Annotated in this window: 19 protein-coding genes; 14 read left to right on the top strand and 5 right to left on the bottom strand. The window is 64.9% G+C overall.

The features are described from left to right. Positions 1 to 25 precede the first annotated feature (25 nt). Both HAP47_RS01825 and HAP47_RS01820 read right to left on the bottom strand, forming a co-directional pair. On the bottom strand, positions 26 to 1396 hold the full coding sequence (locus HAP47_RS01825) for an NAD(P)/FAD-dependent oxidoreductase (protein WP_173639693.1): 1371 nt from the start codon (positions 1394 to 1396) through the stop codon (positions 26 to 28). 58 nt (positions 1397 to 1454) lie between these two features. Continuing rightward, complete coding sequence (locus tag HAP47_RS01820) at positions 1455 to 2156, bottom strand: GntR family transcriptional regulator (RefSeq protein ID WP_173639694.1); 702 nt, start codon at positions 2154 to 2156, stop codon at positions 1455 to 1457. A gap of 144 nt (positions 2157 to 2300) precedes the next feature. Between HAP47_RS01820 and HAP47_RS01815 the strand changes: the two genes are divergently transcribed. After that, positions 2301 to 3200, top strand: a complete 900-nt coding sequence (locus HAP47_RS01815; protein ID WP_173639695.1) for an amino acid ABC transporter substrate-binding protein — start codon at positions 2301 to 2303, stop codon at positions 3198 to 3200. A gap of 69 nt (positions 3201 to 3269) precedes the next feature. Here HAP47_RS01815 and HAP47_RS01810 read toward each other — a convergent pair whose 3' ends face one another. Then, positions 3270 to 4766, bottom strand: coding sequence for an NAD-dependent succinate-semialdehyde dehydrogenase (locus HAP47_RS01810; RefSeq protein WP_173639696.1), 1497 nt, complete (start codon positions 4764 to 4766; stop codon positions 3270 to 3272). Between the two features lie 137 nt (positions 4767 to 4903). Then, positions 4904 to 5227: a hypothetical protein gene (locus HAP47_RS01805; RefSeq protein ID WP_173639697.1), complete on the bottom strand. Its 324-nt coding sequence runs from the start codon at positions 5225 to 5227 to the stop codon at positions 4904 to 4906. 346 nt (positions 5228 to 5573) lie between these two features. Between HAP47_RS01805 and HAP47_RS01800 the strand changes: the two genes are divergently transcribed. Then, entirely contained in the window at positions 5574 to 6767 is a 1194-nt protein-coding gene (locus tag HAP47_RS01800; protein WP_173639698.1) for a serine hydrolase domain-containing protein, read from the top strand. Between the two features lie 148 nt (positions 6768 to 6915). Further along, positions 6916 to 8616, top strand: a complete 1701-nt coding sequence (locus HAP47_RS01795; RefSeq protein ID WP_173639699.1) for an AMP-binding protein — start codon at positions 6916 to 6918, stop codon at positions 8614 to 8616. 165 nt (positions 8617 to 8781) lie between these two features. Here the strand turns inward: HAP47_RS01795 and HAP47_RS01790 are convergent, their stop codons facing one another. After that, a complete protein-coding gene (locus HAP47_RS01790) occupies positions 8782 to 9783 on the bottom strand; it encodes an adenosine kinase (protein ID WP_173639700.1) in 1002 nt (333 codons plus the stop codon). Between the two features lie 93 nt (positions 9784 to 9876). On the opposite strand from HAP47_RS01790, the gene murJ reads away from it, so the two are divergent. From murJ to ybeY, 11 genes are all read left to right on the top strand, one after another. Next, positions 9877 to 11415: a murein biosynthesis integral membrane protein MurJ gene (gene murJ / locus HAP47_RS01785; RefSeq protein WP_173639701.1), complete on the top strand. Its 1539-nt coding sequence runs from the start codon at positions 9877 to 9879 to the stop codon at positions 11413 to 11415. Positions 11416 to 11480: 65 nt separating this feature from the next. Further along, complete coding sequence (gene trpS, locus HAP47_RS01780) at positions 11481 to 12533, top strand: tryptophan--tRNA ligase (protein ID WP_173639702.1); 1053 nt, start codon at positions 11481 to 11483, stop codon at positions 12531 to 12533. Positions 12534 to 12673: 140 nt separating this feature from the next. Continuing rightward, positions 12674 to 13168: a universal stress protein gene (locus HAP47_RS01775; protein ID WP_092120638.1), complete on the top strand. Its 495-nt coding sequence runs from the start codon at positions 12674 to 12676 to the stop codon at positions 13166 to 13168. A 200-nt stretch (positions 13169 to 13368) separates the two neighbouring features. Next, positions 13369 to 13938, top strand: a complete 570-nt coding sequence (locus HAP47_RS01770) for a NifU family protein (protein ID WP_092120642.1) — start codon at positions 13369 to 13371, stop codon at positions 13936 to 13938. Positions 13939 to 14024: 86 nt separating this feature from the next. Further along, entirely contained in the window at positions 14025 to 14720 is a 696-nt protein-coding gene (gene tsaB / locus HAP47_RS01765; protein WP_173639703.1) for a tRNA (adenosine(37)-N6)-threonylcarbamoyltransferase complex dimerization subunit type 1 TsaB, read from the top strand. Continuing rightward, on the top strand, positions 14717 to 15202 hold the full coding sequence (gene rimI, locus HAP47_RS01760) for a ribosomal protein S18-alanine N-acetyltransferase (protein ID WP_173639704.1): 486 nt from the start codon (positions 14717 to 14719) through the stop codon (positions 15200 to 15202). Before tsaB ends, rimI begins: the two co-directional genes overlap by 4 nt. A gap of 63 nt (positions 15203 to 15265) precedes the next feature. After that, positions 15266 to 15718: a Fur family transcriptional regulator gene (locus tag HAP47_RS01755; protein ID WP_173639705.1), complete on the top strand. Its 453-nt coding sequence runs from the start codon at positions 15266 to 15268 to the stop codon at positions 15716 to 15718. A gap of 52 nt (positions 15719 to 15770) precedes the next feature. Further along, positions 15771 to 16469, top strand: a complete 699-nt coding sequence (locus HAP47_RS01750) for an HAD family hydrolase (RefSeq protein ID WP_173640704.1) — start codon at positions 15771 to 15773, stop codon at positions 16467 to 16469. 59 nt (positions 16470 to 16528) lie between these two features. After that, positions 16529 to 17917: a tRNA (N6-isopentenyl adenosine(37)-C2)-methylthiotransferase MiaB gene (miaB, locus tag HAP47_RS01745; protein WP_173639706.1), complete on the top strand. Its 1389-nt coding sequence runs from the start codon at positions 16529 to 16531 to the stop codon at positions 17915 to 17917. A gap of 65 nt (positions 17918 to 17982) precedes the next feature. Beyond that, positions 17983 to 18978 carry a PhoH family protein gene (locus HAP47_RS01740; protein ID WP_173639707.1) on the top strand — a complete coding sequence of 332 codons (996 nt, stop codon included), beginning with the start codon at positions 17983 to 17985 and terminating at the stop codon, positions 18976 to 18978. Between the two features lie 68 nt (positions 18979 to 19046). Continuing rightward, entirely contained in the window at positions 19047 to 19544 is a 498-nt protein-coding gene (gene ybeY / locus HAP47_RS01735) for an rRNA maturation RNase YbeY (protein ID WP_173639708.1), read from the top strand. The last annotated feature ends 1 nt before the right edge of the window (position 19545 follow it).

Here is a 19545-nt window from a genome sequence, read left to right as displayed (position 1 = left end):
TACAAGGAACGAGTATGCGGATACATTACAGCAGCCCCCGGCTTTCGCTTGCCTCAAGCTGATCCATCAGCGCCTTGTCGTCATAGCGCGCCAGCGAAAGGCTGCGGGCGAATGCGGGCACGGGCGCGCCGGCCACGGCGCGGGCGCAGAGATCGCCGGTGGCGCAGGCACCCATCGTGCCGTAACCCGACAGCGCGGTGGCGAGGAAGACGCCTGGCGTCTTCGCCGCCCCGATCAACGGCCAGTTTTCCTTCGTCATCGGATAGTAGCCGCCGTAATGCACGCGGTCGCGCGGCAGCGCGCCGAGATACTGCGCGAGCCGCGGCTGCAGCCGGCTCGCCGCGCGCAGCACAACCTCAGGGAAATAAGGGTTGAGCTCCGGCTCGCGCACCGGCGCCGTGGTCTGCTGGGCATTGAAGGCCCAGCCGAGCTTGATCCACTCGCCGTGATCGCCGCCATCGGGCCGGCAATGGATGCTGCCCGGCATCGGCGCCAGCAGTCGGGCGAATTCCGGCGCCGCGGACAGCGTCTCACGCTCGTCATCGGACCAGGCCAGCGTCTGGCCGTCGAGATCGATCGCAAACGGCATTTTGCGATCGACCGCGCGGTTGCGATCGGCGAACGCGATCTTCTGCTGCAGCACGTTGACGATCGGAAGCGATTCGCCATGAATCGCCGCGACATGCGCGGCGAACGGGCCCGCGGCGTTGACGATGATGTCCGCCTTGATGGTCTGCCTCGCGCCATCGGCCAGCACGTCGATGGTGAAGCGATCGGTCTTTGCAATGCCGACCACCTTGGCCTGCTGGAATTGCGCGCCCAGCGGCCGCATCGTCTCCAGCATGTACTGGCCGAGCTGCTGACCGCTGATGTCGCCTGCCCGGCGGATATGCAGCGCAGTCGTGACCTCCTTGTCGAAGGTCGGGAAATGCGCCGCAATCAGATCGCGGCCGAGCAGAACGTCGACGCCGTCAGGCGCGCTCTGCCAGTCCGCCGAATGCGGCGGCACGTAGCCGCGGCCTGCCGCTTCATGCAGGCAGATCAGCTTCGTGGCCTGCTCACCGTAGCCGGCGTAGAGCTGCTGGAGCAATTCCTCAGGTTTCTCCTCGCGCGTGATCAGCAGATATCCGCGCCGCGTCATGTGGATGCGGTTGTCGCTGCGGCGCGCGATCTCCTCCATCAGGTCGGTGGAATGATCGGTGAAATCAGCCATAGTCGGATGGGGCCACCAGTTGCGGTAGTTCTCGCCCGACTGCGCCGACGTCAGTGCCATCGGCTGGCCTTCATCGACGATCAAAAGGCGCGACCGCTTGTGCTGGACGGCGAGGTAATAGGCCGTGGCGATGCCGACGATGCCCGCACCGATCACCAGGATTTCGACGTCATTGGTCTTCACGCGGTGTCTCCCAAAAGGCCCGCAGTGGGGCCTGCAATGATTTGAATTGTCCCAGCGATCAGATCGGATGTTCCGGGCTCGCATCACGCAACGCCTGGCGCTGCGCCGAGCGCAGCGTCTTCTGCGTCTCCTCGATGTGATCGCGCAGCAGGCGGACGGCCTTCTTGACCTCGCCGTCGCGGCAGAATTCGAGCAGCCGATAGTGCTCGCGCTGCGGACGCTCCTTGCCGGTCGCCTGCGACACCAGCGCCCGCGTGAAGCGGCCAACGTGGCCGTAGTTCGCCTCGATCATGCTGAGCAGGCGCGGGCGATTGCATGGCGCGTAGAGCGTGGCGTGGAATTTCCAGTTAAAGGCGCCCCATTGCGCCGGATCAGGTTCGGCGTCGTAGGCACGGAGGATTTTCGTCGCCGCCTCGAGATCGATCTCTCCCATGGCGGGAATCGCCAATCGCAACGCGTGGCATTCGAGCGCGATGCGGATCTCGAGCAGCTCGATCACTTCGTCGATCGATAGGTCGGAGACGACGGCGCCGCGGTTGGGCAGGAAGGTCACAAAACCCTCGGCCTCGAGCTGACGCAGCGCCTCGCGCACCGGGATGCGGCTGGTGCCGAACCGGGCAGCAAGCTCGTCCTGACGGAGCTGCAGTCCGGGCGCGAGCTCGCCGGAACTGATCGCGGCCCGCAGTGCCTCGCGCACGGCGTCCGGCGCGGAACCGTGAGTTCCGGCCCCTCGATGGCTGGCGGCGGTCGGAGGTTCCATCCGGCTTCTCTCTCTTGCTGGTGAGGCAAGCCAAGATATCTGGCCTGCTCATGATTGTATAAAATCAGATTGCAAATTATGCAATCCAATGTATAAAATCTTGAACTATCGTATCCAATTCTGCCGGCGTCCGCGAGCACCCTGATGAATAAGGCACTCAAGCAATTGATCTACCTGGCCTTTCTTGCGACGATGGGATCCGTCCCGGCGCAGGCCCAATCGCCGGGCGGGACACTGGCCAAGATCCGCGATGCCGGCGAAATCCGGCTCGGGCACCGCGACGTCTCGGTCCCGTTCTCCTATCTCGACGACAACCACAAGCCAGTCGGCTTCGCGATGGACCTCTGCGCGCGGATTGTCGAGGCGGTGAAGAGCGAACTCAAGCTGCCGGCGCTGCAGACCAAACTGCAGCCGATCCAGCTCTCCACCCAGATACCGCTGATCGAGAACGGCACCATCGACATCGTCTGCGGTCCCGCCACCAACACGCTGGAGCGGCAGAAAGTCGTCGCCTTCAGCACCACGATCTTCGTCTCGAGCATCCGCGCGGTGGTGCAGAAGGACGCGCCGATCAAGACCTTCGAGGACCTCGGCGGAAGGCCGGTCTCGCTGACTTCGGGATCAACTTCGATCGGCCTGTTGAGCGCGCGCGCCCAGGCGAAGAACTTTCAGACCAAGAACATCCTGACCCCGGATCATGCCGCGTCGTTCCTCGCGCTGGCCACCGGGCGCAGCGACGCCTTCGTCATGGACGACATTCTGCTCGCGAGCCTGATCGCGGGCAGCGCCAATCCGTCGGACTGGCGCATCATCGACGACACCCTGCGCACCGAGCCCTACGGGCTGATCATCCGCAAGGGCGATCCGGAGTTCAAGGCGCTGGTCGACCGGACGCTGGCTGCCATGATGAAGAGCAACGAATTCCAGGAGCTCTACGCGAAATGGTTCACGCGGCCGATTCCGCCGAAGAACGTGAACCTGAATTTCCCGATGACGGCGCCACTGAAGGACGCCGTCGCCAATCCGAACGACAAGGGCGTGTGACGAAGCAACAAGCCCGGCCCTGATTTAAGTCAGGGCCGGGCTTGCATGAGAGAACGACTGCGGCAGCGATCAGACGCCGGCCATCATCACGTATTTGATCTCGACATATTCATCCATGCCGTGGCGCGAGCCTTCGCGGCCGAGGCCCGATTCCTTGACGCCGCCGAACGGTGCGACCTCGGTCGTGATCAGCCCGGAATTGACGCCGACCATGCCCGACTCCAGCGCTTCGGCGACACGCCAGACGCAGCCGATGTCACGCGAATAGAAGTAGGAGGCGAGACCGAACGGCGAGGCGTTGCACATCGCGATCACATCGGCCTCGTCCTTGAAGCGGATCACCGGCGCCAGCGGGCCGAAGGTCTCCTCCTGCGCGACGAGCGCGTCGGGTCTCACGTCCGACAGCACGGTCGGCTCGAAGAAGCTGCGGCCCAGCGCCGAGCGCTTGCCGCCGGTCACGACCTTGGCGCCGCCCTTCACCGCATCCGCGATGTGCCGCTCGACCTTCTCGATCGCCTTCATGTTGATCAGCGGTCCCTGGGTCACCCCGGCCTCCGTGCCGTCGCCGATCTTCATCTCGGCGACCTTCTTCGACAGCTTCTCGACGAACTGGTCGTAGATCTTGTCCTGCGCGTAGAGACGGTTGGCGCAGACGCAGGTCTGACCCATATTGCGGTACTTGGAGACGATAGCGCCTTCGACCGCCGCATCGATGTCGGCATCGTCGAACACCACGAACGGCGCATTGCCACCGAGCTCGAGGCCGAGCTTCTTCACGCCGACCGATGCTTGCCGGTACAGGATCTTGCCGACATTCGTCGAACCCGTGAAGCCGACGAACCGCACCGCCGGATGCTCGCATAGCACCTTGCCGATCGGCGGCGCATCACCGGTGACGATGTTGAGCACGCCCTTCGGCACGCCAGCCTTTTCGGCCAGCACAGCCAGCGCGAGCGCGGACAGCGGCGTCTCGTTGGCGGGCTTCAGCACGACGGTGCAGCCGGCGGCCAGCGCCGGCGACACTTTTCGCGTGATCATCGAGTTCGGGAAATTCCACGGCGTGATGGCGCCGCAGACGCCGATCGGCTGCCGGATCGCGAGCAGGCGGGCATCCGGACGCTGGGTCGGAATCGTCTCGCCATAGACGCGGCGCGCTTCCTCCGCGAAGAACTCGACATACGCCGCGCCGATATCGACTTCGCCGAGCGCCTCCGCCAGTGGCTTGCCCTGCTCGGAGGTCAGGATCAGCGCGAGGTCCTCGCGGTTGGCGATGATCAGGTCGAACCATTTGCGCAAGATGTTGGAGCGCTGCTTGGCGGTCAGCCTGGCCCAGGCCGGAAACGCGCGCTGGGCGGCCTCGACGGCCCTGGTGGTATCGTCAGCGCCCAGTTGCGGAATCTTGATCAGCTCGACGCCGGTCGCGGGATTGTTGACGGCGAATTCAGGCGTGCCGACCCAGGCGCCGTCGATGTAGCAGCGGTCGCGCAGCAGCGACGGGTCCTTCAGGCGGCTTTGCAGGGAGGATGCTGCGGATTGCGTGGCGCGTGCGGCAACGGGCGGGGTCATGGCGTTACTCCTGGAATTTCTTTGGGGGTATTCGCGGCCTATATAAGCGGAAAGCCGCTGCGATGCACCGGCGCCGGGCGCGACCCTGCTTCAAGCAATATTGAGGGCTGGCGCGCACTTCCTTCATACGGCGGCGCTTAGAGCGCGCCGCCGGACATATAGGTTTCGCGACGGCCGATCATGCGCTCGGCCGCGGCCTTGGCATCCGCCTTGGTCGAGGTCGCGCAGGTCCGGTATTCGAGGTCGGCTTGCGCCCGCGCATCGCGACGGCCGAACCAGGATTTCGTGCCCGTCTGCAGCAGCGCCAGCGCCTGAGCGACGTTATCGACCGCCTCGAATGAATGCAGGGCGCCGGTACCCGCGTAGCGAACTTCGTAGAGACCTGGGCTGATCGGCGCTTCGATATTCTCGCCGCGGCCCGGCCGCGGATAGCGCTTCCATTCACTCCATGTCGAAATCATTGCTGCGTTCCCCGCAACCCCAAATATGACTATGGTTTTCGTCAAATCATCCGTTTATGCCGCACCGATTGTGCAGCGATCTGAATGCGTTATTGCAAAAAAACAGGTCCGAAAATCAATCTGTCGATCACGTTACCGTGGCCCTCCCTGCCGGTCACCCGGACTTGCCCGAAGTTCACCGCAAAATCTGGGCGCGTGGTGAACGCCCGCCAAGCGAGACCGTTCCTGCTACCCCGGCCCTCACGACATCGCGACATCATCGCATCGCGCCCGCCTTGCGGGAGCGGAAAAGCGGGAGGATGATCCCCGCACTTCAAAACAATAAACCCACCGGAGGACGCCCCCAATGCAGAGCAAGGCTCAGATCGATCAGGTATTGCGGCAGAAGAGCGAGGCAAAGGAGATTCCCGGCGTGGTCGCTATCGCGGCCACCGGCAAGGACGTGATCTACGAGGGCGCGTTCGGCAAGCGCGACCTTTCCAAGAGCGATCCCATGACGGCGGACAGCGTGTTCTGGATCGCCTCGATGACCAAGGCGGTGACCTCCGCGGGCGCGATGCAGCTCGTCGAGCAGGGCAAGCTCTCGCTCGATGAGCCGATCGGCAAGCTGCTGCCCGATCTCGCCGCCGTTCAGGTGCTCGACGGCTTCGATGCCAAGGGCGAGCCGAAGCTGCGGCCGGCGAAGAAGCCGATCACGCTGCGTCAGCTCATGACCCACACCGCCGGCTTCGCCTACGACATGTGGGACGCCAATCTCGGGAAATATCTGGAGAAGACCGGCACGCCCGGCATCATCACCTGCCTGAACGCCGCGCTGAAGACGCCGATCATGACCGACCCCGGCACGCGCTGGGAATACGGCACCAATATCGATTTCGTCGGCAAGGCGGTGGAAGCAGCATCCGGCAAGAAGCTCGATGTCTATCTGCACGACCACATGTTCGCGCCGCTCGGCATGAGCGACACCGCCTTCAAGATCTCCGACGACATGCGCAAGCGGCTGGTCGGCATGCATGCCCGCGGCGAGGACGGCACGCTGGCCGCGATCCCGTTCGAGCTCGAGCAGAATCCCGAATTCCACATGGGTGGCGGCGGCCTTTATTCGACCGCGGCCGACTACATCAAGTTCTGCCAGATGATCCTCAACAAGGGCAAAGGCAACGGCAACCAGGTCCTGAAGGCCGAGACCGTAGCTTTGATGGGGCAGAACCACATCGGCGAACTCACGGTCGACAAGATGACGACCGCGGCGCCGATGTACACCAACGACGTCGATCTCTATCCGGACCAGGTGAAGAAGTGGGGGCTGAGCTTCCTGATCAACACCGCCAAGACGCCGGAAGGCCGCAGCCCCGGCAGCCTCGCCTGGGCGGGCCTCGCCAACACCTATTACTGGATCGATCCGTCGCGCGACGTCTGCGGCGTGATCCTGACCCAGCTGTTGCCGTTCGCGGACAAGCACAGCCTGGAGGCCTTCGCAGGCTTCGAGAAGGGCATCTATGCCGGCCTCGACGCCGGCAGCGGGCAGCGGGCGGCCTGAAGTTCCGGTCTAGCAACAAGAAATCCCTCCCCTCACAGGGAGGGATTTTTCATACCCGCCATAGGTCGGGCCTGTCCTGTCGGCGTCAAACGACTAAGATCGCGCAAAAAAGCGTGACGACACAAACACGACCAGAAGGAGGACCAGCTTGGCACCCACACCCAAGGCAGACAGCTATGTCTGCGGCATTTCCGATACGCCGCTGCTCGGTGAAACCATCGGCCGCAGCCTCGACCGCGCACGCGCGCGCTGGGGCGATCGCGAGGCACTGGTCTCGCCCAGCCACAATGTGCGCTGGACCTGGAACGAATTCGCCGAGCGCGTCGAGGCGCTGGCGGCGGGCTTCCTCGCGCTCGGGCTGCAACGCGGCGAGCGGATCGGCATCTGGTCGCTGAACCGGCCGGAATGGACACTGACGCAATTCGCCGCCGCGAAGGCCGGCCTGATCCTCGTCACCATCAATCCCGCCTATCGGCTGAGCGAGCTCGAATTCGCGCTCGGCAAGGTCGGCTGCGCCGCGATCGTGACCGCGACCGCGTTCAAGACCTCGGCCTATATGGAGATGCTGAACACGCTGCTGCCGGAGCTTGCGAGCTCCGAGCCCGGCCATCTGCGCTCGGCGCGGCTGCCGCAACTGCGCGCCGTGATCCAGATCGGCGGACCGGCGGCACCAGGCACGATTCCATTCGAGCAGGTGTCGAAGATGGACGGGGAGCGTCATTGCGAGCAGCTCGCGGCGCTCGGCTGCAGCCTGCAGTTCGACGATCCGGTCAACATCCAGTTCACCAGCGGCACCACCGGCTCGCCCAAGGGCGTGACGCTGACCCATCACAATATCCTCAACAACGGCTACTTCACCGGCCGCGCCATGCGTCTGACCGAACAGGACCGCATCTGCATTCCGGTGCCGCTCTATCACTGCTTCGGCATGGTGATGGGCAACCTCGCTTCGGTCACGCTCGGCACCACCATGGTCTATCCCGGCGAAGGCTTCGATCCGCTGGCGACGCTTGCGACGGTCGCGCAGGAGAAATGCACGACGCTGTACGGCGTGCCGACCATGTTCATCGCTGAGCTCGACCATCCCGAGTTCAAGCGCTTCGATCTGTCCTCGCTGCGCACCGGCATCATGGCCGGCGCGCCCTGCCCGATCGAGGTGATGAAGCGCGTCAACACCGAGATGAACATGCGCGAGGTGACGATCGCCTACGGCATGACCGAGACCAGCCCGGTGAGTTTTCAGAGCGCGACCGACGATCCCCTGGAGCGCCGCGTCTCGACCGTCGGCCGCATCCATCCGCATGTCGAGGTCAAGGTCGTCGATCTCGACGGCAAGGTGGTGCCGCGCGGCGAACGCGGCGAGCTCTGCACCCGCGGCTACAGCGTGATGCTCGGCTATTGGGACGAGAAGGAGAAGACAGGCGAGGTGCTCGATGCCAATGGCTGGATGCACACCGGCGATCTCGCCGTGATCGACGACGAGGGCTATTGCAACATCGTCGGCCGCATCAAGGACCTGGTGATCCGCGGCGGCGAGAACCTCTATCCAAGGGAGATCGAGGAATTCCTCTACCGCCATCCCAAGATCCAGGACGTGCAGATCTTCGGCGTCGCCGATCCGCGCTATGGCGAGGAACTGTGCGCCTGGGTCAGGGTCAGGGCCGGCGAGACCCTCACGGCAGACGAGGTGCGCGCCTTCTGCCAGGGCCAGATCGCCCACAACAAGATCCCGCGCTATGTCGAATTCGTCGACGAATTCCCGATGACGGTGACCGGCAAGATCCAGAAATTCGTGATGCGCGACGCGGTGGAGCAGCGGCTCGGATTGAAGGCGGCGAAGACGGCGTAATCTTTCTTCCCCCTCGCCCGCTCTTGCGGGGAGAGGGTCGGGGTGAGGGGCGGCCTCCGCAAATGCGATAGAGATAAGTACGCGGAGACTCCCCCCCACCCGGAACGCATCTCGCGATGCGTTCCGACCTCTGCCCGGAAGCGGGGCGAGGTGCGAGGCGCCCCCTTAAACCAGCAGCCCCTTCTGCTTCGCCAGATCCTTCAGCGACACCAGCGGGCGGGCGCCGATGTGCTGGATCACTTCGGCGGCAGCGAGCGCGCCGAGGCGACCGGCATTCTCATGGCCGACATTGCGCACGAGACCGACCAGGAAGCCTGCGGCGAACAGATCGCCGGCGCCGGTGGTGTCGACGAGCTTGTCGATCGGAGAGGCGGGCGCCGACACGACGCCGTCACCTGAGATCACGACGCATCCCTTCTCGCTGCGGGTGACGACGCCGAGTTTCGTATCCTTGCCGAACTGCTTGAGCGCGGTGTCGAAATCCGAGGTCTGGTACAGCGAGTGCAGCTCGGACTCGTTGGCGAACACGAGGTCCACCGTGCCCTTGCGCATCAGATCGAGGAATTCGTCGCGGTAACGATCAACGCAGAACGAATCCGACAGCGTCAGCGCGACCTGGCGGCCCGCGCCGTGCGCAATCGTCGCCGCCTTCACGAAGGCGTCCTTGGCGTTCTTCGGATCCCAGAGATAGCCTTCGAGATAAATGATGCCGGCGGCTGCGATCTGGGCCGGATCGATGTCGTCGGGCGTCAGGTCCTGCGCGGCGCCCAGATAGGTGTTCATGGTGCGCTCGCCATCCGGCGTCACCAGGATGTAGGAGCAGCCCGTAGCCGGGCCGGACTTGGCCGGCGCGGTGTCGAAGGTGACGCCGGCGGCGCGGATGTCGTGGACGTAGAGCTTGCCGATCTGGTCGTCCTTGACCTTGCCGACATAGGCGGCGCGAGCGCCGAGATTGCCGACGCCGACGATGGTGTTGGCAGCCGAGCCGCCCGACATCTCGGTCGCCACGCCCATGTCGCTGTAGATCGCGGTGGCACGCGCCTCGTCGATCAGCTGCATCGAGCCCTTGGTCATGCCGTGACGGGCGAGAAACGCCTCGTCGGTCTGCACCAGAACGTCGAAGATCGCATTGCCGATCCCGAGAACGTCGTATTTTGCGTCAGCCATAGACCTGCCCTGTGTTAACGCCACCCAACAAGAGCCGCGACCTATCACGTTAGGCCTAGCGCCAGCAAGGGAAGCGGCTGCTATACAGGCCCGATGTTCCGCTCCTTCCTCACCGTCTCTTCGGGAACGCTGGCCTCGCGACTGCTCGGCTTCGTACGCGATTCCGTGATCGCGGCGCTGCTCGGCGCGGGGCCGGTGGCGGATGCCTTTCTGGCGGCATTCCAGCTTGTGAATGTGGTGCGACGGCTGCTCGCCGAGGGTGGATTGAATGCCGCCCTGGTGCCGGCCTGGCTGAAGGCGCGCGAAGCCGACGGCATGGCCGCGGCAACCGCCTTTGCCGGCCGCGTGCTCGGCACCGTCAGCGCCGCTGTCATCGCGGCGGCGCTCGTGATCGGCGTGCTGATGCCGCTGGTGATCGCGGCGATCGCGCCGGGGTTTGTCGGCCGCGAAACGCTGCAATTCGCCGTCGACGACGCGAGGCTGATGCTGCCTTACCTCGCCTTCGCCGGCCCCGTCACCGTGATGATGGCGCTGCTCAACGCGCAGGGCCGCTTCGCGCTGACGGCGTTCTCGCCGCTGCTGTTCAACATCGCGCTGATATCAGTGATGGCCGTGCTGCTGGCGCGGCAGCAGGAGCCGGTGCAGGCCGCGCTCGTCATGGCGGCGACGATCGGCGTCGCCGGCTTCCTGCAATTGTCGATGCTGGCGCTGCGCGGCGCGAAGCTCGCCGCGCCTCTGCGCATCTCCCTCGATCCCGAGATGCGCGGCTTTCTCGGCCGGGCGGTCCCCGGCATGGTCGCGAGCAGCGCGCCGCAATGGCTCATGGTGGCGGGCGCGGTGATCGCGTCCACTTCGCCGTCGGCGGTGTCCTGGCTCTATTTCGCCAACCGCCTGCTCGAGCTGCCGCTCGGCATCGTCGGCGTCGCCATGGGCACGGTGCTGATCCCGGAGATGACGCGCGCGGTGCGCAGCGGCGAATCTATCGCGATCGCGCATGCGGAATCGCGCGGGCTCGAGCTTGCGGTCGGGCTCGCTTTGCCGGCGACGCTCGGCCTGATGGTGCTGAGCGAGCCGATCGTGCGGATGCTGTTCGAGCATGGCGCGTTCACCGGGCAAGATACCGCGGCCACCGCGCAGGCCTTGATCTGGCTGACGCTCGCGCTCCCCGCGCATGTACTGGTGAAGGCGCTGTCGCCGGCGTTCTTTGCACGCGAGGACACGCTGACGCCGTTATTTGCGACGCTGAAGGCCATCGTGGTCGCGATCGCGGCGGCCTTCCTGCTCGGCCATATGTTCGGCGCGAGCGGAATCGCCGCCGGCATTGCGCTCGGCGCCTGGAGCAATGCGCTGGCGCTGATCCGCAGAGGTGCCGCGACCTTCGGCTTTTCGATCGATGCCGAGGCGCGTCACCGGCTGCCGCGCATCCTGGCCGCGGCGCTCGCGATGGGTGCCCTGCTCTGGCTCGCGGCAGGCGCGCTGCCGGCCGCCGGCGGCCACGGTTTCGTGCAGGCGGCCTCCCTCCTCGTGCTGATCGCGGCCGGGATCGCCGGTTACGGGCTCCTCTTGCAGCTTTTCGGCGTCACAGGCTGGCGCGAGGCAGTTAACGCCGTCAGGCAAAGACGCCCGGCCTGACTTGCGCACGCGGGGCTTAAGTGGCAAACGACGCCGCCAAAGCCGCAATTTCCGGGAATTAGACCATGGCGTTCGTTGAACGGGTTTTCTCAGGCGTCCAGCCGACGGGCAATCTGCACCTCGGCAACTACCTCGGCGCCATCGTCAACTTCGTGAAGATGCAGCAGACCCATAACTGCATCTATTGCGTCGTCGACATGCACGCGATCACGCAAGGCGTCGAGGTCTGGGGCGGCCCGGCCGAGCTCGCGCGCAACACCCGCGAGGTGACCGCGGCCTTCATCGCCTCGGGTATCGATGCGAAGAAGCACATCGTGTTCAACCAGAGCCAGATCGCCGGCCATGCCGAGCTGACCTGGATCTTCAACTGCGTCGCGCGCATCGGCTGGCTGAACCGCATGACGCAGTTCAAGGAGAAGGCCGGCAAGGACCGCGAGAACGCCTCCGTCGGCCTCTACGACTATCCGGTGCTGATGGCCGCCGACATTCTCTTGTACCGCGCCACCCACGTGCCGGTCGGCGAGGACCAGAAGCAGCATCTGGAGCTGTCCCGCGACATCGCGCAGAAGTTCAACAACGACTTCGGCGATTCGATCCGTGGCCATGGCTTTGCCGACGGCCTGTTCTTCCCGCAGCCCGAGCCGCTGATCACGGGGCCGGCGACGCGGGTGATGAGCCTGCGCGACGGCACCAAGAAGATGTCGAAGTCGGACGCATCGGACAATTCGCGCATCAACCTCACCGACGACGCCGACACCATCGCGCAGAAGATCCGCAAGGCGAAGACCGATCCGGAGCCGCTGCCGTCGGAGGAAAAGGGCCTAGAGACCCGCCCCGAGGCCGACAATCTGGTCGGCATCTACGCGGCGCTGGCCGGCGTCTCCAAGCAGGAGGTGCTGACGCAGTTCGGCGGCGGGCAGTTCTCCAGCTTCAAGAACGCGCTGGTCGAGGTTTGCGTCGCAAAACTGGCGCCGATCGCCACCGAGATGAAGAAGCTGGTCGCCGATCCCGGCCATGTCGATTCGATCCTGGTCGATGGCGCCAACCGCGCCCGCGGCATCGCCGACGAGACCATGCGCATCACCAAGGACATCGTCGGCTTCATCCGCCAGCGCTGACATCACCGGCAGAACTGCGCGCGCCCTCTCCCCAACAGGGAGGGAGTGTGGCAGCATGGGCCTCATTTGAGCATGATCTTTTCGGAAAACCGCTGCGCGCTTTTCCGGATCATGCTTGTTGGTTCAGCATCGGGACATGCATGACCGCCCAGCGACGAAGCTACGAGACAGGTCACAAGCCGAAATGCCTCGTCATCGTTGACGACACCGCGGAATGGGACCGTGCGGTCTATTACGCCAGCCGGTGGGCGATCCGGGTCGGCGGCGGCGTCCTGATGCTGCGGGTGATCGAGACCGAGGACCAGAACCAGCAATGGCTGGGGGTGGCCGACATCATGCGCGCCGAGGCCGAGGAGGCCGCCAACGAGGCGCTCGATCGCGCCGCCGGCCGCGCCAACGGGATTGCCGCGATCACCCCGGAGCGGGTGATTCGGGAAGGCGACCCGACCGAGCAGATCCTCGACGTGATCGACAAGGACGTCGATATCGCGATGCTGGTGCTGGCCGCCAATCCGGGCGCCGAGGGGCCCGGACCGATCATCACCACCATGGCCAAGACCATGGGGGCGTTCCCGATCCCGGTGACGATCGTGCCCGGCGGCCTGACCGACGCCGAGATCGACGCCTTGTCCTAGATTATCGGCCTCGAAGCCGCTCCAGAGCATGGATCGGGGCCCGGAACCGCGGTTTTGCGGCTTGATCGCAGGCTTCTTAATTGCCATCTGAATCCTTGATCTGACGCGTTTTCTTCACGCGACCCGGTGTCGTTTCGCTCGAAAACGCTATAATGGAACCCAACGCGCCGGCCTTGAACCGGCGACGCCGGAGACAGCAAATGTTCATTCAGACCGAAGCCACGCCCAATCCCGCTACCCTGAAATTCATCCCGGGCCGTACCGTGCTCGACAGCGGCACCATGGAATTCTCCTCGCCCGAATCCGCCGCGCGCTCGCCGCTCGCCGAACGGCTGTTCGCCGTGTCAGGCGTCACCGGCGTGTTCTACGGCGCCGACTTCGTCACCGTGACGAAGGCGGACGGCGACTGGCAGCACCTCAAGCCCGCGATCCTCGGCGCCATCATGGAGCACTACATGTCCGGCGCGCCGCTGCTCGCCGACGGCACCGCTGGGAGCGATGACGCCCGCGACGAGGAAGACGAGTTCTTCGACGAGGCAGACGCCGAGACGGTCGAGCAGATCAAGGACCTGATCGAGACCCGGGTTCGTCCGGCGGTTGCCAATGACGGCGGCGACATCACCTTCCGCGGCTTCAAGGACGGCATCGTCTATCTCAACATGAAGGGCTCCTGCGCCGGCTGCCCGTCATCGACCGCGACCCTGCAACACGGCATCCAGAACCTGCTGCGGCACTTCGTGCCGGACGTGCAGGAAGTCCGGCCGATGTGATGGAGGCGAATGGTGGGTAGCGAATGGCGAATAGGGATCGATCCTGGTAGTCCGTTCGCTACTCGCTATCAGCCTTTCGCCCTCCCATGATGATTCTCGCGATCGATACGGCACTCGACGCCTGCTCCGCGGCGGTGCTCGACACCGACTCCGGCAATACCATCGCCATCGAATCGCAGGCGATGCAGCGCGGCCATGCCGAGGCCCTGATGCCGCTGATCGCGCGGGTGATGAAAGCGAGCGGCATCGGCTTTGCCGGGCTTGACCGCATCGCCGTCACCACCGGCCCCGGCAGTTTCACCGGCCTGCGCGTGGGCCTGTCGGCAGCGCGCGGCCTCGCACTCTCCGCGGAAAAGCCGGTGGTCGGGCTGTCGACGCTCGCCGCGTACGCCGCGCCTGTGGTTGCCGAGAACGGCGCGCACGCGATCCTGTCGGCGATCGATGCGCGGCACGATCACGTCTATTTCCAGCTCGTGGGCGGCAACGGCAGCTTGATGCTCAAGCCGAAGGTTGCGCCGATCGCGGAAGCGCTCGAGGCCGCGCAGTTCGGCGCGCTGCATCTGGTCGGCAACGCCGCCAATATCCTCGCCGAGCGCTGGCCTGCGGATGCACCTCCGCCGGTCAAGGTCGATAGACAGCCTGCTCCCGACATTATTTGGATCGCCTGGGTCGGCGCCGCGGTGGATCCCGACGCTGCGCCGCCGCGTCCGTTCTATCTGCGCGCACCCGACGCGAAGCCGCCGAAGGATCGCCTGGTCATCAGCGCGCCGCCGTCGACATGACCGGCTGGCTGTCGCGATGGTGGGGCGGCGGCACGCCCGCGGTCGAGCCCGCATCCTTGCGCGATGCGGCGCGGCTCGCCCAACTACACGGCGCGTCGTTTCATCGTGGCTGGGGCGAAGGCGAATTCGAGGCGATGCTGACCGAGCGCAACACGCTGGTGCACCGGCTGCGACAGGGCCGCAAGGTGATCGGCTTTGCGGTCTCGCGGATGGCGGCGGACGAAGCGGAAATCCTGTCGATCGCGATCGATTCCAATCAGCGCGGGCGCGGCCTGTCGCGCGACCTGCTGTTGACCCATCTCGGCCATCTTGCCGGCCGCGGCATCCGCACCATCTTCCTCGAGGTGGAAGAAAACAATCAGCCGGCGCGACGGCTCTATGAAGGGGCCGGATTCGGCGTGATCGGCCGCCGCGAACGCTATTACAAGCAGCCCGGCGGGGAACATTTGAACGCGCTTCTGATGCGCCGCGACTTGTCGTAACATCGCTGCGATGGCAGAACACCCACTCAGCCACCCAGGTTTGAAGAATACGGCCCGAAACCCATGACCACGGTGAAAATCCCGCCTGCGCATAAAAATACCGGCATCGAGGCGCGCTGCGCCGCGACGGGCATGCGCATGACCGAACAGCGCCGCGTGATCGCGCGGGTGCTGGCGGAGGCCATGGATCATCCCGATGTCGAGGAACTGTACCGCCGCTGCGTGGCGGTCGACGACAAGATCTCGATCTCGACGGTGTATCGCACCGTCAAGCTGTTCGAGGATGCCGGCATCATCGAGCGTCACGACTTCCGCGAGGGGCGCGCGCGCTACGAGCAGATGCCCGAGAGCCATCACGACCACCTGATCAATCTGCGCGACGGCAAGGTGATCGAATTCACCTCCGAGGAAATCGAGAAGCTGCAGGCCGAGATCGCGCGCAAGCTCGGCTACAAGCTGGTCGATCACCGTCTCGAGCTTTATTGCGTGCCGCTCGACGAAGACGGCAAGTCGTAGGCGCGCGCCCTTGTCACGTGGCGGCTCGCGCAAGGATACGCATCGGCAGACCATGGGCTTCGACCTCGTCATCTTCGATTGCGACGGCGTGCTGGTCGACAGCGAGGTAATCTCCTGTCGCGCGCATGCGGACACGCTGACGCGTCACGGCTTTCCGATCACGCCGGACGGCGTGCTGAAGCGTTTCCTCGGCGTATCCGACCGCGAGGCGCGGCGGATCGTGGAGAGCGAGATCGGCCGCGCGCTGCCCGAGAGCTTCGAGGCCGAGGTCAAGCACGCGACGCTCAGTCTCTATGCCGACGATCTCAGCGCGATCGCGCATGTCGGCGATGTGATCGCCGCGCTCGACTTGCCGAAATGCGTGGCATCGAGCGGCACGCCGGAGAAGATCCATCACGGCCTGACCTGTGCCGGGCTGTACGACCAGCTCGCGCCGCATATTTTCTCCGCCGCGCAGGTCAAGCGCGGCAAGCCGGCACCCGATCTCTTCCTGTTCGCGGCCACCCAGATGGGTGCCAGCCCTACGCGCTGTATCGTGATCGAGGACAGCGTAGCCGGCGTCACCGGCGCCCGCGCCGCCGGGATGACCGTGCTCGGTTTCCACGGCGGCAGCCACTGCACGGCGGGACACGAGGACCTGCTGCGCCAGGCCGGCGCGGCCATAACCTTCGCAGATATGCGCCAATTGCCTGATTTGATCGCCCAAGCCGGCCAAAAACACGGCTCGATCGCTGGATTTTCCCCGGTTTAAGCTATATTTGAGCAACGGCGCCCTGATGGCGCCGTTTCCATTTTCGCATTCAGGGTTCCATGACGCCGCCGCGCAAGCTGCACATCAAGTCCTATGGCTGCCAGATGAATGTCTACGATGCGCAGCGCATGGTGGACACGCTGGCCGGCGAGGGCTTTGTCGAAACCGCGAGCGCCGAAGACGCCGACCTCGTGATCCTCAACACCTGCCACATCCGCGAGAAGGCGTCGGAGAAGGTCTATTCCGAACTCGGGCGGCTCCGCGTCGCCAAGGACGAGGCCGCGCGCCGGGGCCGCGAGATGAAGATCGCGGTCGCCGGCTGCGTCGCGCAGGCGGAAGGCGCCGAGATCATACATCGGGCGCCGACCGTCGACATCGTGGTCGGGCCGCAGAGCTATCATCATCTGCCTGCGCTCCTGAAGCGCGTGAAGGAAAACGGCCGCGCGCTCGAAACCGAATTTCCGGTCGAGGACAAGTTCGGCTTCCTGCCGCAGCCGAAGCCCGATGCGATCCGCGCTCGCGGCATCTCCGCCTTCGTCACGGTGCAGGAAGGTTGCGACAAGTTCTGCACCTTCTGCGTGGTGCCCTATACGCGCGGCGCGGAAGTTTCGCGCCCGGTTGCGAAGATCATCGACGACGTGAAGCAGCTCACTGAAAACGGCGTGCGCGAAATCACGCTGATCGGACAGAACGTCAACGCCTATCATGGCGAAGGCCCCGACGGCCGCGCCTGGCCGCTCGGCAAATTGTTGCAGCGGCTCGCGGAGATCCCCGGCGTCACGCGGCTGCGCTATTCCACCAGCCATCCGCGCGACGTCGACGACGACCTGATCGCGGTGCATCGCGATTTGCCCGAACTGATGCCGTTCGTGCACCTGCCGGTGCAATCGGGGGCGGACCGGATCCTGGCCGCCATGAACCGCAAGCATACCGCCGATGACTACCGGCGCGTCATCGACCGGTTCCGGGCCGCGCGGCAAGACATTGCTTTTTCATCAGATTTTATCGTGGGCTTCCCCGGCGAGACCTCGGAAGAATTTTCCGCCACTCTCGCGCTTGTCACGCAAATCGGGTACGCTGCGGCGTATTCATTCAAGTATTCGCCTCGGCCAGGCACGCCGGCGGCGGAGATGCGGGAGACGGTGTCAGCAGCCGAGATGGACGAGCGCTTGGGGCGGCTTCAGGAATTGATCGACAGCCAGCAATCGGCCTTCAACCGTGCTGCGATTGGCACAACGGTCGATGTGCTGTTTGAGCGCGCCGCGCGCAATCCGGGCCAGATCGTCGGCCGGACCGCCTATCTGCAGCCCGCCCATGTGATGGCATCGCCTGACATCATCGGCCGGGTCCTCCCGGTAAGGATCGACAGCCTCGAGCGCTACAGCCTGATCGGCGCGCTCGCGACCCAATCCGCACCCGGCCTCATTTCGCAGACCATTGGAGCCTGAAATCCTTGCCCAAAAGCGCATCGGATTCATCTTCGTTAGCTCCCAGCCGCAAACCTGACCGCGACATGCAAGTGCCACCTGAGACCCAGGTCGTCATCGATTTCGACGACAATCGTGCCGCATCCGCGCTGGTCGGCCCTTACGGACAGAATCTGGCGCTGATCGAGCGGCGGCTCGGCGTCGTGGTCGATTCCCGCGGCAATCATCTCACCATCGCGGGCTCCCGCGACGGCTGCGACGCGGCGCGGCGCGTGCTCGAGACCCTGTATGCGCAGGCCATCGAGGGGCACGACCTCGATCAGGGCGAAGTCGAAGGCGCGATCCGCGCCGTGATCGCGCAGGGCTCGCTGTTCGAGTTCGACAACAAGACGGCCAAGCCGACGTTTGAAACGATCAATCTTCGCAAGCGTCCGGTGCGCGCCCGCACCGCGGCGCAGGATTCCTACATCCGCGCGCTGAAGCGGCATGAGCTGGTGTTCGGCATCGGCCCGGCCGGCACCGGCAAGACGTGGCTCGCGGTCGCCCACGCAGCGCAACTGTTCGAGCGCAAGGAAGTCGATCGCATCATCCTGACGCGGCCCGCGGTCGAGGCCGGCGAGCGGCTCGGCTTCCTGCCCGGCGACCTCAAGGAGAAGGTCGATCCGTATCTGCGCCCGATCTACGATGCGCTGTACGATCTGATGGATGCCCGCGTCGTCGAGCGCGCGCTACAGGGCAACGAGATCGAGATCGCACCGCTCGCCTTCATGCGCGGCCGCACCCTGACCAACGCCGCCATCATTCTCGACGAGGCGCAGAACACCACGACGATGCAGATGAAAATGTTCCTGACGCGTCTCGGCGAAAACAGCCGGATGATCGTCACCGGCGATCCGTCGCAGGTCGACCTGCCGAACGGCCAGGCTTCAGGGCTCACGGAAGCCGTGAAACTGCTCGGTGGCGTCGAGGGCATCGCGCAGGTGCATTTCAAGGCCGAGGACGTCATCCGCCATGAATTGGTGGCGCGCATTGTAGCCGCCTATGAGGGATTGCCGCAAAAGCCGGCAAACGCCAGATCTTGAGACCAATAGCTTCGGCCGCGAGCCCGCGCGATGCGGGTTCCGGCCCTAACGCAGATTTTGAAACCAACGTGTCCGCTTTTCCTGCAACCGAGGTTCTTGTCACCGCCGACTGCTGGCAGGCCGAGCCCGATGCCGACGCGGTGATCCACCGCGCCATCGAGGCTGCCGCCGCAATCGCCAATGCCGATGTCGCGGACGCCGAGCTTGCGGTGATGCTGACCGACGACGCCGGGATCCGCACCCTCAACGCCAACTGGCGCAGCATCGACAAGCCGACCAACGTGCTGTCGTTTCCGGCGCTGCAGCCGGAGGGCGCCGGCGGACCCGACGATGCCCCGCGCATGCTCGGCGATATCGCGATCGCCTATCAGACGACGCGGCGGGAAGCCGATGAAGAACAGAAGCCGTTCGACCATCATTTGAGCCATCTCGCGGTGCATGGCTTCCTGCATCTGATCGGTTACGACCACGAGAACGACGACGATGCCGAGGACATGGAGGCGCTCGAGCGCGAGATCCTCTCCTCCCTCGGCATTCCCGACCCCTATGCGGATCGGATCGCCTGAC

The organism is Bradyrhizobium sp. 41S5 (assembly GCF_011516665.3).
Taxonomy (GTDB): domain Bacteria; phylum Pseudomonadota; class Alphaproteobacteria; order Rhizobiales; family Xanthobacteraceae; genus Bradyrhizobium; species Bradyrhizobium quebecense.
The sequence above is the reverse complement of the archived record's forward strand: the minus strand, read 5'-3'. Positions and strand labels throughout refer to the sequence as shown.

Excerpts from the sequence above, each read along its gene's own strand:
- HAP47_RS01820 (WP_173639694.1), bottom strand. The coding sequence starts at position 2,156 with ATGGAACCTCCGACCGCCGCCAGCCATCGAGGGGCCGGAACTCACGGT.
- HAP47_RS01815 (WP_173639695.1), top strand. The coding sequence starts at position 2,301 with ATGAATAAGGCACTCAAGCAATTGATCTACCTGGCCTTTCTTGCGACG.
- HAP47_RS01810 (WP_173639696.1), bottom strand. The coding sequence starts at position 4,766 with ATGACCCCGCCCGTTGCCGCACGCGCCACGCAATCCGCAGCATCCTCC.
- HAP47_RS01805 (WP_173639697.1), bottom strand. The coding sequence starts at position 5,227 with ATGATTTCGACATGGAGTGAATGGAAGCGCTATCCGCGGCCGGGCCGC.
- HAP47_RS01800 (WP_173639698.1), top strand. The coding sequence starts at position 5,574 with ATGCAGAGCAAGGCTCAGATCGATCAGGTATTGCGGCAGAAGAGCGAG.
- HAP47_RS01790 (WP_173639700.1), bottom strand. The coding sequence starts at position 9,783 with ATGGCTGACGCAAAATACGACGTTCTCGGGATCGGCAATGCGATCTTC.
- murJ (WP_173639701.1), top strand. The coding sequence starts at position 9,877 with ATGTTCCGCTCCTTCCTCACCGTCTCTTCGGGAACGCTGGCCTCGCGA.
- trpS (WP_173639702.1), top strand. The coding sequence starts at position 11,481 with ATGGCGTTCGTTGAACGGGTTTTCTCAGGCGTCCAGCCGACGGGCAAT.
- HAP47_RS01775 (WP_092120638.1), top strand. The coding sequence starts at position 12,674 with ATGACCGCCCAGCGACGAAGCTACGAGACAGGTCACAAGCCGAAATGC.
- HAP47_RS01770 (WP_092120642.1), top strand. The coding sequence starts at position 13,369 with ATGTTCATTCAGACCGAAGCCACGCCCAATCCCGCTACCCTGAAATTC.
- tsaB (WP_173639703.1), top strand. The coding sequence starts at position 14,025 with ATGATGATTCTCGCGATCGATACGGCACTCGACGCCTGCTCCGCGGCG.
- rimI (WP_173639704.1), top strand. The coding sequence starts at position 14,717 with ATGACCGGCTGGCTGTCGCGATGGTGGGGCGGCGGCACGCCCGCGGTC.
- HAP47_RS01755 (WP_173639705.1), top strand. The coding sequence starts at position 15,266 with ATGACCACGGTGAAAATCCCGCCTGCGCATAAAAATACCGGCATCGAG.
- HAP47_RS01750 (WP_173640704.1), top strand. The coding sequence starts at position 15,771 with ATGGGCTTCGACCTCGTCATCTTCGATTGCGACGGCGTGCTGGTCGAC.
- miaB (WP_173639706.1), top strand. The coding sequence starts at position 16,529 with ATGACGCCGCCGCGCAAGCTGCACATCAAGTCCTATGGCTGCCAGATG.
- HAP47_RS01740 (WP_173639707.1), top strand. The coding sequence starts at position 17,983 with ATGCAAGTGCCACCTGAGACCCAGGTCGTCATCGATTTCGACGACAAT.